Annotated in this window: 4 protein-coding genes; 1 reads left to right on the top strand and 3 read right to left on the bottom strand. The window is 43.4% G+C overall.

Annotated elements, in window-relative coordinates; genetic code table 11:
• Window positions 1-134 (bottom strand): CHC2 zinc finger domain-containing protein (locus Q0954_RS35085; protein ID WP_366916752.1); only part of this gene is annotated, 134 nt, incomplete at its 3' end.
• Between the two features lie 152 nt (window positions 135-286).
• On the opposite strand from Q0954_RS35085, the gene Q0954_RS21745 reads away from it, so the two are divergent.
• Entirely contained in the window at window positions 287-631 is a 345-nt protein-coding gene (locus Q0954_RS21745) for a helix-turn-helix transcriptional regulator (RefSeq protein ID WP_299460345.1), read from the top strand.
• 242 nt (window positions 632-873) lie between these two features.
• Here Q0954_RS21745 and Q0954_RS21740 read toward each other — a convergent pair whose 3' ends face one another.
• Window positions 874-1,317: a hypothetical protein gene (locus Q0954_RS21740; protein ID WP_299460342.1), complete on the bottom strand. Its 444-nt coding sequence runs from the start codon at window positions 1,315-1,317 to the stop codon at window positions 874-876.
• Window positions 1,304-12,178, bottom strand: coding sequence for an RHS repeat-associated core domain-containing protein (locus Q0954_RS21735; RefSeq protein WP_299460340.1), 10,875 nt, complete (start codon window positions 12,176-12,178; stop codon window positions 1,304-1,306). Before Q0954_RS21735 ends, Q0954_RS21740 begins: the two co-directional genes overlap by 14 nt.
• Window positions 12,179-12,181: the final 3 nt, after the last annotated feature.

The following is a 12,181-nucleotide window of genomic DNA, read 5'->3' as shown; positions in this document are numbered from 1 at the left end:
GGGTACACCTCCATACTCGGCTTGGTATCATTATGAAAAGGACAACACATGCGATTGTTTCCGTTGACGCTTAAGCCGTAGTGAGCTAAGACGGTGGAGATGGAGAGTTGAGATTTTATTTGTTGAATTGTCATGGTAAAAAATGTTTATTGACATACTATAATGTGTAAATGTATATGATAGTATACCTACAAACAAATTATCATACTTTTTTTTATATTAAAATATGTCTATTTTTACAAAAAAAGCTCAAAACAAGGGTTTTTGAATATAATAAGGTACTTATATGAACACTTTTGGAAAAAGATTAGCAGAAAGAAGAAAACAAAAAGAACTGTCACAAAAGGAGTTGGCCAAGCTGCTAAATACCTCACATTCAACCATAGGAAAATACGAACGCGAAGAAATGACTCCTTCAGTGGAAGCAGCCAAAAAGTTAGCTAAACTACTGGATACAACTGTAGGCTATTTATTAGGAGAGACAGAAAACGCGGATTTGTTTCAAGATGCGCAAATGTTACAAAGGTTGGTGGATTTAAATAAACTACCTAAAGTGGATAAAGAACACGTATTATTTACACTGGATGCAATATTAAGAGATGCAAAAGCTAGACTAACTTATGGCTCATAAAAAACCCTGCACTAAATAAATAGTACAGGGTCAATATTGATGACAATCCAACGTACATCAAGGCTACAAATATACACACAAAACCTCATTCCTACAACTTATAACTACCTCTTTTTCAGTTCATAAGAAATAAAAAAGCCTGTCCAGCTTTTACATTGAACAGGCTTCGTATACCTTGCTATCGCAAAACAAGCCATAGACTTATCATTACTTTCTGGTATACGTTGGAAGACTGAAAAGAACTAGGGCTTTGAGTTCTTACTTAACTCCTGTTCTAACTTTTTCCTCAAAAAAGGATCATACTTTATAGTGCATCCACTTCTCTCTTTATTATTAAGTGTATCATCACTTGGAAGTTCACATTCACTAATTGGGATAAATGACCAGCCTGAAACCAGAGTATTTTTAGTATAAACAACTGCATAGGTACGCATTGAGAGAATCCAAATAAAAACAAAAGTTATATATAAATATTTAGCCCATTTTTTTTTATTGGCATTACTATATTCAGAGAACAAAACAACCAAAATAGCTAAAGACATAGTCAACACATAATGATGTTTTATCATTACAACAGCATACGTGGCGCTATGACCTGTAAAAAAGAATTTTTGCGAGTCGCTACTATAGTTTATAGTTGAGATTATTAATATAATAATGTAAATTATGAATCTACTTTTTTTCATTTCCTGTAATTTTTAACCCAACTGGTATGGTATTGTCTTTTTTCCAGTCTGGAGAAACTAACAATTCTCTATCCTTAACAAGGGTAGACGATGATCCTCCATCAAAACTCATTATATTATCATATCCTAATGGGATTAAATAGTCCTGAATTTCATCAAGGGTCATTCCTCCAGATTTAAGTTCATCTGGTGAAACTACTATCATTAATGAATTAGCTTTGCTATTATGAGCAAGAATAACCTTTCCTACTGTTTTTGAGTTTTGATTTGCATATCCTCTGGCTGATAAAATTTTACCATTATTTTTTTCGCCGTACCTTTGTCCGTTTATCAACATAGGTATTCCTCCTCCAAATCCAAAAGGAGTATCTTTAGGAGGATTTCCTAACCCCGCTTTCAAACTTCCATCCTGATCCAATGCGAAATATGCTCTTTTGGTATCTGTTTTGAGACCAGTTACTCTACCATTTTCAATATTTTGACCCATTGTGTTCCAATCGGAGCCATGGCCTCCGAAAATGGCACCAAAATAAGAGTATATACCAACTCTATCATATTGTTGTAAATTGATATAATACTCTGATGTACCTGGTTCATCAGGTCTTCCTAAAAGGTTTGGGGTAAATTGACCAAGACCTCTTTTAACAAAACTAAAAGAGAAGTTTCGGGTCTCAAAAAAGTATACTCCACTATTGGAGTGTTGTTTATTTGAACTTGTATGTGCTGCTTCCAACCCATCTAAGTCAATGGCTTCAATCGGCGTATTACTCGCAAATTGATAAGGCGTCAGCTCCGGATAAATCGGCGCCAACGGATCAACACTCAAGAACTTAGCAATCGCAGGATTATACAAACGGAATCCATAATCTTGAATCAGTTTCCCCCACTCCTGGTCATTCTCTTTACCATTAAATCCATAACGGTAACTTCCAAAATCAGTCTTATTCAGAGCAATTCCGGTAACCTCCAACGAACTTCCGATATTCGGCGTTGGGTCTTTCAAATGAAATAAAATTTTGGTAGTGTCACCAGTAGCAAGGTAACGTAAACGGTGGGTACCATTCGTAGTATAAGTCGCTTCTTTAATAATCTGGTCAGTCGCTGCGTCTTTAATGGTCACCTTCAGTTCGTTGTCGCTTGAACTCAAACTATCCAGGGCAACATCAAAACTCACTTCGTAGGTTTGCAAAGGAGTCGAGACGTAGTCTTTTCCAAACACCCATTTCGCGGTATCCGGTACGTAGTCCAGATGCACTTTAAGTGCCGTCTCCAGACCAATGCTTCCCATCCAGCCCGTCATCTCGTAAATGCCCCAACCATCCGGCAAATTCACCGGGATCAACACGGGCGCAACCTCGTCGCCGGGCTGCTCCATCCCAAACGGATAGTAATTCTTAAACGTCCGTACATTGGCGTACTCCGTAAATACGTTTCCAGCCTCCAGGTAACGTTTTTGATCCGTTACCACGCTGCGGACGTTAGTAAGGTGGTCTTTTAACTCGTAACGTTTTTCACCCACCAAACGCGCTATTCCATTGGTACCAGCTGACCCACTATTCAATAAACGATTAGTTTCTACCGTTCCCAAACGTTCACTACCGTACAAACTTAACTCTTTTTGGGTAGTTTCCCAAGTACTTGTCGTAGCATTGTACTTTTGTTCATAAATCGCCATGGTGTTACCGTCCATGTCACGGGTGTAGTAGCTCACTTTCACCTTTTCGGGAGCGGCGGTAAAACTTCTTACAAAACCTCCATTGCCATCGCTTACTACTGCAGCGTAACTCACTTCTTTTTTGAGGCGATTACCGCTGGCATCGTACCAATAACGAATGTGGGGCTTTTTGGAGGTGGCAGTGGCGGGGCGAACCTCGCTTACCTTGCCCTGCATATTCCAAACAATTACAATGTCTTCAGCGTGGTCACGTACCAGGTTGCCTATGTCGTCGTAATCGTATTGGTTCGTTCCGGTGACCTCTTTCTCAATTTTGTTCCCGGTAACTGCATCGGTTACTTTGTCCAGTTGGTTGATTCGCTGGGCAATGTTATTGATCGTTTTGGTTTTGTAACTATAAGTGAGGTCATCTAGCAAGCTGCCTGTTTTGTCATAGCGTTTCAAGGTCAACAAGTTGCCATTGCCATCGTAGCTATAGTTGGTGTGCAAAGCATTGTTGGTAGCCGCGGCTGCCCAGGCAGTACCATTCCACTCATACATTTGCGCCGTTTTGATCCGGTTCAGGCGATCGTACTTGTACTGGAAAGCCCGCTGAATTTGTTGGTTTTGGCTCACTCCCCGCAAAGCACTTGTCCAGGTGGCAATGTTGCCATTGTAAAGGTTGTAATTCGCCCCTGGCTCTAGAGTAGTGTTGCCCGATGCAGCAAACGATGAGGCATTATCGTGTACATAGTCGCCATCGTAAAAAGTAAGCGACATGCCCCATACATCGGGGGCAAAGGTGCTCCCTGGCTTGCCATCTCCACCCAAGTCTTTGTTTACATCCAGTATCGGGCTGTTCATTCCCTTGATCCATCCGTGGATGGTGTAGGCATAGTCTAACCCCTGAATTTTATCTTCGCCCAATTCGGTACGCTTGAGCGGTCCATGCAAGTAATAGTCGTACTTCGCGTCTTTGTCCCAAATATAACCATCACGCGAGGTTTCTACCAAGGTGAGGCGGTTGTCTTCATCGTAACTATAGCGATGTAAGAAACGGTCTGCCCTACTGGTATCGTCGTTGAACCTTACCTTGAGCACTTTGCCACTGATAAGGTCATAATCGTAGGCAAGGTGCATGCGGTAGTTGAGTTTTTCGCTGCCCGTTTTACCATTGTCCATTCCAGGGGTTTCCTGAATGAGCCAGGTCACATTGCCGTGTGGGTCATAGCTAAAGTAAGTGCGTACAGGCTCGGTGCTGCCTTGGTTATACGCCAACGTATAGCTCACCCGGTTACGCAAATAGGTCTGGGTGTTGATTTCGTTGAAGTAGAAGGCATTTTTACCTGTGTGTTGGTCGTTGGCAAAAGCACCTGGCACATTATAAAAGCTCAATACTTGCTCGCTTAGCCCGGTATTCGGAAAGCCGTTGTTGTCTGCAATGGTGTTGTTCAGATCAATGTCTGGTATGCTAAATGCCGCAGCCGGAAAGCTCACCCCGGTTCGGGTGGCACGCCCCGCTTCTATGGTTCTGCCCAAGGCATCGTATTTTACGTAAGCATAGGCATTTTCATTTTTTTGTTTATCATTTTGCGAAAAGCGAATGCGTCCTAGTTTATCGTGCACAAAGTTGGTGGTACCACCGTCAGGCGTATGTTGATTGACCATTTGCCCCAAACTATTGTAGTTGTAGGTAGTGCGCATGGTATGCGCCGGACGGTTGTCACGATTTAGACTGTCGCTTGTCAAAAGCCTTACGCCAGCCGGAGGCACAGTTTGGGTAAGCTGCCCGGCACGGTCAAAGTAATACAAGGTATAGTGGTGTTGAATTTGTTCAAAGGTAACCTCCAGGTTCCCACCAGGGGCTTTACACTGAGCTTTGAACATCGCCGCCAACTTTTCCTGTTCGTCTTGGACACACTTTTCGGTAATCGTGGTCATTTGCTCTTTGGCATCCTCAAACGCTACCTGAAACTCAAATTTAGGCAACTCAGGCTCTTTGGGTTTCACCTCTGGAGTTTTCCAGCGTAAGCTGATCTTAAAAGTGCGTTTTTTACGCGGTCTTTCTATCTCAGTGGGCGCACTTTTGATTGCACATTTGTTGGGTCCGCTTATTTCTACATAATACCAACCCTTAAACACCAGGTACTTTTCGTCGAGCACCACCCTTAGGTCAGGCTCAGTAGCCGATACTGAAGAAGCCTCATGGCTTTCGTATACTTTGGTGTATTTACTTTCGTCGGTTTCGTCGCCCGCAGTAAAGTGCTCGTCTATTTTCAACTGGTACCATACTACATGGTAAGGTCCAGTGGGGTACTTGCTTTGCCCCACCGTGGTGAGGTCAGCGCGGGCAATCACCTCACACTTTAGCGTGTCTACTTCTACTATAGCTGTATCAAGCAAAGGAGCATAAGGCTCAATGGTAAAAGCTTTTTCGTTGGGGCAAATCCCGGCAACAGTTACCACTACCTTATAATCGCCTGGCTCTAGTTGTTCTATCAAAGCCGCTTCATAAGCATTGCCTTGATCGTCAACGAGCAAGGTTCCATCTGCCTTTTTCCATTGAAATTTCGTATTCTTTTTTGCTCCCACTACTACGGCATACGCTTTGCCATCGTTGGCATCGGTGCAACTTTCGTGGGTAGGAGTTACTGTAATTTGTACCTCTAGATCTTCTACCGAAAACTCTACCGACCCTACACAGTGGTAGTTGTCTTTGCCTACAGTTACCTTCGCCTCGTAGTTGCCTACGCCCACCCCACTAATGGTGACTTCATTGTTGGCGGGCAAGGTGGCGATGTCTTGAGTAGTAACTACTGTACCGTTTTGATCCAGCAACTCTACTCTGTAGCCTCCCGCCGGGGCAATGCTCAAGCCGTTGTCGTGGTTGGCATTTACAATTACCTTTACATCGGTAGTACCCGCTGCATCGCATACATATTGAGGGTTGCCTCCTTGCAAACTGAGATTAACGGGTAAACCTTGGAAAGTAAAGTTTTGGGTTACCTGACAATATTCTTCTCTACAATTGCTACAACCTGTATTGGGATCAAGGGCTTTGTAAGCTTTGATAACAATGGAGTAGGCTTCGTCTCTTTGCGGATTTGTGATGTCTATTTGGGTACCCGTTACCTGTGTAGCATTTGCCGGGGTTACACCCGAAATAGTGGTTTCGGGTACAATGACTCCTCCTTGTGGGTCGAGCACGGTATAGGTATACTCTTTAAACTCGGCATGCAACTGGGCAGTGTGAATGTCGAACTGGAGCATAGCTGGGCTAAACAAGTTCATTTTGCTGTCGTCGCAGCTTACATAACTTGTTTTGATGTTGGTAATCAACGGGCTCCCGTCGTTTACCGAAGCTGTAGCAGTAGCCACACATTGCCCTGCCTTAAGTTCTACGGTATAGTTGCCAATGGCCAAACTACTAAGGGTGAGTTCGCCAACGGTAGCGGTTTGGATGCCACTATAGGCACTGCCGTCTTTGAACACCCTATAGGTAGCCGCTCCGCTAAAAGCCAGGTTAAACTTCAACTCGCCTCCGCCTGCGTTGCCACAGTTGGTGCTGCTATTGGCTACTGCCGTAATGGTAGGAGGTGTACCACTGGTAATAGCCAAGGGGCTACTTGCGGTACCTGTACCACAATCGTTTTTCCCCTGTACGGTCAATGTTCCGGTAGTAGTGGGCGTAAAAGTATAGTTAGGTTGTTGCGAAGTATAAGTAACCGTTGCCAGGGTGGTATCATTGGGGGTAAATGTCCATACATACTCATACGCCCCGGCCACGGTAGTGGTGGTATAAGTAACCGCTTGATTGGCGCAGGTGTTGGAGGTACCCGCAACGGTGCCCGCAGCAGCAGGGGTATTGCCTAAATTGATAGCCAGGCTTGCTGGGTTAGCTGCTCCACAACCGCTGCTGGCTACTACCTGGAGGGTAGCACTGGCCAGTGTCACGTTGGTAAAGTCTATAGTGATACCCGAAGTAGTGGTTTCTACCACCGTAGGGTTGGTGCTCACTACATTGCCGCTGGTAGCCGTAGCCCCAGCGGGCAAAGTCCACTGATAAGTAGTAGCTCCGTTGACTCCTGTCACTATATAGTCGGCTTGGGGAGAAACGTTTTTGCATATTTGGGTGGTTCCGGTAAGGGTCGCCTGCCCAATGACATAGTTTTTGGGTACATACCCTATTGTTCCGACCAATAATTGGGTTTGTGCAGTCGCAGTGGTTGTTTGGCTACCAAACGTCACCGCACCAGGATAACTAGGAAATGCCGATACCAACACTTCTCCCTGTTTGTTTGCTGTCAGGTCAAATGATGTGGGAGAAAAATAATTCCACACAGGTCCTATATGTTTGAACCATTCAAAATTGCCATTGCCATCAAATTTACTCAATACCACGTAGTCAAACCCCACACTAGACACCACTGTATTGCCAAAAGTATAAGAAGAGTTAAAGTCAATGCTGCCTAACAAATATATATTATCAAACATGTCTAGCTGAAAATGATAAAGGGTATAAGGATCACCTTGAGCCAATTGTTTGGCAAATAACAAGTCTCCATTGGCGGCATACTTTGCCACATAGGTCACGTCTTCACCCGTGATGTTTAAATCTGAGGTACCTACCGTATTATCCAATACTATTTTGGTGGAGGAATTGTAAAACAACCTGCCCAAAACATAGGTTTCGCCTTGAGCATTGGTGCGTATTTGCGCAACTTCTCCGTCGTTATTATTGCCATCGTGGTTAATGGTACGCTGCCACAGTACTACTCCATTGCTGTCATACTTTTTGAGTACTGGATTGTTTGAAACATCATAAGTCACTAAGTAGGCTTCGTTATTTGGAGAAATGCTTACTTTTTCCCCTGGTTTAGTCCACACAAGGGCACCCTGGGGGTCATACTTATGAATAGGCTCATTGTCCATAAAGACATACACATTGCCTTGTGCATCTACAGTTAATTCCCGAACAGGGTTGGTAGTGGGTATGTTCTTCACCCAGGTTATTGTTCCGTCTTGTTTGTATTTAACCAGGCACAAGTTAAAGTCGGCTCCTGGTGAAGTCAAGGTTTGGCTGCTTCCTTCAAAGCTTGCAATGCCCTGATAACGGGCAATCACATAACTATTCCCCAAACCATCGGGCCTTATGATGCCATCATCCAAGTAGTTGGATTCTATTTTCTTTGCCCACTTTACCTCATGCTCGTTGAGGTATTTCATGACAAACAAGGCATTGTTTTTTTGAGGTTGCAGGGTAATATTGCCTAATTGTATAGATGAACCGTGAATCTCGCCCACCACAAAGGTTTCTTGTTGGGCGTTGACAGACATACTCACCGAACCCGCATAGGTTACATTGTCCCAATGCTTGAACGACTGAAAACGCTGTTGTCCATCGGTATTTATTATCTCGATGGAGTTGGTGGTAAAATTACAGCTTCCATTGCCTATAACGGCATAATAGGTGCCCGCCGCAAGTTGGGAAATGGTGATTGGGCTGCTCGTAATGTTGATGTCTGTATAGTTGCTCAATAGCACACTGTCTTTGTACAAACTATAAGTCTGACCACTGGTGTGTAGGGTCAAGCTCCCGGTTGGGCTGGCATCACACACGCTGTTACTTTTTAGGTGCAGGTAACCACTCGATGCAGTTAAGCTATTGGTAGTCAATGTACTCGCAGTTCCCTCGCCGCATTGATTATTTTTCCCCTTTACGGTAATGTCTCCCCCGGCAAAACTGGAGGTAAAATCAACTTCGATGAAATTGTCTACCGTAGTAATGGTGCCTGTAGCTCCGGTTGCAGCCTGAACCACTCCAGCAGGCAATGTCCAAATATATTCGTCGGCTCCGGCAATGGCAGGTATCGAGTAACTGCTTGCCTGGGTGCCTGGGCATACGCCTGTAGCTCCAGTAATGGCGCCAGCAGTAGCAGGCGTGGGGTTTACAATTACAAAAAATTTGCTTTCCTGAGTAGTGCAGGTAGCATCGGTATAGGTTACTTTTAACTCATTGTTGCCTGCTACTGCGGCAGTCCCTATATCAACGCTTAGCTGATGCGTACCCTGCCCGGCGGCAATAGTCCAGCCAGTGGGTACTGTCCAGGCATAGGTAGCACCAGTTACTAATGGTACCGAGTAAGTTTGAGAAGTATTTTGGCAAACCACTGCTCCGGTAGGAGTAGTAATGGTACCTGCATCTTTGAGACTACCATAGGCAATATAATGCGTGGTATTGGCAACACTGTTGGTAGGTTGGTTTGCCTTTAGGGTTTGATTGCCGGGGTTATGTGTAGCAGGCACTACCTCCCAAACAGTACCTGTATGCCACATCAGCACAGGGTTGGCAGGCAAAGTACAAGTAATGGCATTGAAGCTTATTTCAGGAGTAAAACTACTTGCTACAGTTCCAGCGTTTTCTACCACCCAATGTTCGCAATTGTTGATGGCATAACAAGCCACTGTATCAGTTCCAGTAGGTTGATTGTTTTTGACATACCAGGCAGTGAGTGGGGCATTGGCAGATACGCTGGTCAAAGTGAGGGGGTGATAACTAGTATCGTCCCCTATAGGAAAAGTAAAGTCGACTGTACCTTTTTTCCGCACCTTGCCTGATACGTAGCGGGCGTTAGATGCACCTGTATAGACAGCACCTCCGTCAAAAATAAGCACTCCATCTCCTGATGTTTTCACCATTCCACTAACAAACTCCATCGATGTTTTCACCTCTAGCTGGGTTTGCAACAATACTTTGTTAGATGATTTATCAATTTTAAGGTTATGTATAGATGGAGGAATAGCACTCCCTAAATGACTAATTGTTTGATTAGAACCTCCTGTAAAAAAAGTGTTACCTCGAAAAATAATTGTATTGGGCTGGATACTGTTCAATACAAGATTATTGGTAAAAGACGAAATAGGCGTACCCAAATAACCAAAGTTGATAGTACCCGAACTGCTGGTAGTAGCTGTTACTTTTTTATTAAACTGACTAGTAATATTAGCCTTATACCCTAAATAAATAGTGCCAACCCCAGAGTTATCTAAGGTTAACTCGCCATTAAAAACATCTGCTCCCCTACTTCCAGAGATAAAGCTACCTCCAGTAGAAGATGCATTACGAATGGTAGTACTTCCTTCAAAAGTGTTATAACCAGCTCCCAAATCCCCAGAATTTCCTACTTTAGTAAAAGAAGCATTATTATGGAACGTACAACCATTCAAATATATACCCTTAGCAGTTATATCTACTAAGCCGTTAAAATAACTTGAACCACCCTCATAGAGTTCACGACCAAGGTGTATAATGGTTTGTGGAGCATTAAGTGTAAGGGGAGCAGTTGCCTGTAATCCACCCAATACCAAATGACCATCATTTAACCCATCAGTTCCTGCCTGAATCTGCACAGTACTGTCTAATAGTGATGTTCCAGCAAACTCCCCAAACATAATGTAACCATTACCTCCGTTTATGTTTACATATATTTGCCCATCAAACTGATTATTTTTGGCATAGTTACTCATTCTAATGCTTCCAGTTCCTCCGGCTTTGGTCAAAATCAGTGTATTCTTAAAAACATCAGGGTTAGTATTCGCCAAAGCCATATCTCCACCATTGGCAAGGTGACTTATAATAGTAGGTTGATGAAAAATATTGCCTCCAGAACCCGATTCATTGCTTGTGCCTACTTTGGTTAAGGTAGCAGCTTTATGATAAATGCTTCCATTCAAATGTATTCCTTTAGCCTTGAGGGTAAAGTTCTCCCGAAAATTATTTTTAGTAGTTCCACCTAATACAACAAGTACATCTGGAATATCCAGATTTACTGTAGTTTGAACATCCATTCCAGCCAAAGTTAATGTTCCACTCGTCATCATGTCTACCCCAGGTTGAGTTGGCTCAACATATTCTGTAATAGTCACTCCAGGTGCCAACAACGAAGCAGCACCATTAGCACCAATATAAACCCCTCCGGCTCCAGTACTTTTTATTTGGATATTCTGGTTAAACTGGCTTTGACCAGCACCACTAGTTGCTACTTGAACATATCCACCACCAAGATTTTCTAAAAACAATTCTCCATTAAAAATATCAGGGTTACCATTACTAAAAAACAAATTTCCTCCTATACCATTATGACGCAAAATGGTTTTCCCATTAAATGTGTTTCCTCCTGTACGGTAATGTTGAGTATTTGATCCTTCTTTAATAATGGTTGTTTCTTGATCAAAAACACTCCCATATACCATTACATTGGCTCCAGTCACATTAACACTCTCATAAAAATGACTACCAAAGTTATGGGTAAAATGCCCCAAGTATATATTTACCGCTGGCAAATTAAGGCTTAAGGGCGTATGTAGCTCAACTCTAGACAATAACAAGCCACCAGTAGTCATTCCTCCATTTGTTCCATTACTTAAGGTTGCTCCATTGCCAAACACTGAGGTACCGTTTTGTAGACCAAAATAAATCCCAGCTCCTGTATTATTAAGCTCTACATCTCCATTAAACTGACTACCAGCTGATGCATAAGATAAGTTAATACTTCCTGCTCCCTGATTATCAATAATTAACTTGTTATTAAACACATCCCCTCCTCCACTACTAGCAAAAGAAAAGGTACCCGCACCAGCAGCTAACTTTAAAGTAGTTACTCCATTAAATGTGTTTCCACCCTTGCAAAGGTTTTGAGTAGCCCCGTTTTTTTCAAGGGTAACTGCATGCTCAAAAGTAGCTCCCTCCAAAATAATATTGGCACAGTCCACATCAGTTGCCACATTTATCACTGCACCTCCTTTAAAGGTGGTGGTGTTGGTAGTACTGGTCACATTTAAGGTACTGGTGCCTACGCTTCCAGGGTTGACACCCCCACCACTGATGGTAAGCCCGGCAATGGTTCGGTTGCCGTTGAGGTTTACCGTGGCGTTGGTGATCACTACTTGGTTACTAGCTCCTGGCACTACGCCAGTATCCCAGTTGGCAGGCGTATTCCAGTCACCAGTAGTGCCTCCAGTCCAGGTAATGGTTTGCGCCTGTATTGCAACGCTGCTCAATGCTATGCTTAGCCATATCAAGCAGACAAAGGCTTTTTTAAGTACGCCAGACCTGTGGTGCCTGGGGGGTGTTAAGGGTTGTTGCCGTTTCATTTCTTCCATCGTTTGATTACTGGATTCCTTTCGGAGTTTTGTATAATTTTTCACAAA

Source organism: uncultured Microscilla sp., from assembly GCF_947493425.1.
In the GTDB taxonomy this organism is placed as follows: Bacteria; Bacteroidota; Bacteroidia; order Cytophagales; family Microscillaceae; genus Microscilla.
The sequence above is the reverse complement of the archived record's forward strand: the minus strand, read 5'-3'. Positions and strand labels throughout refer to the sequence as shown.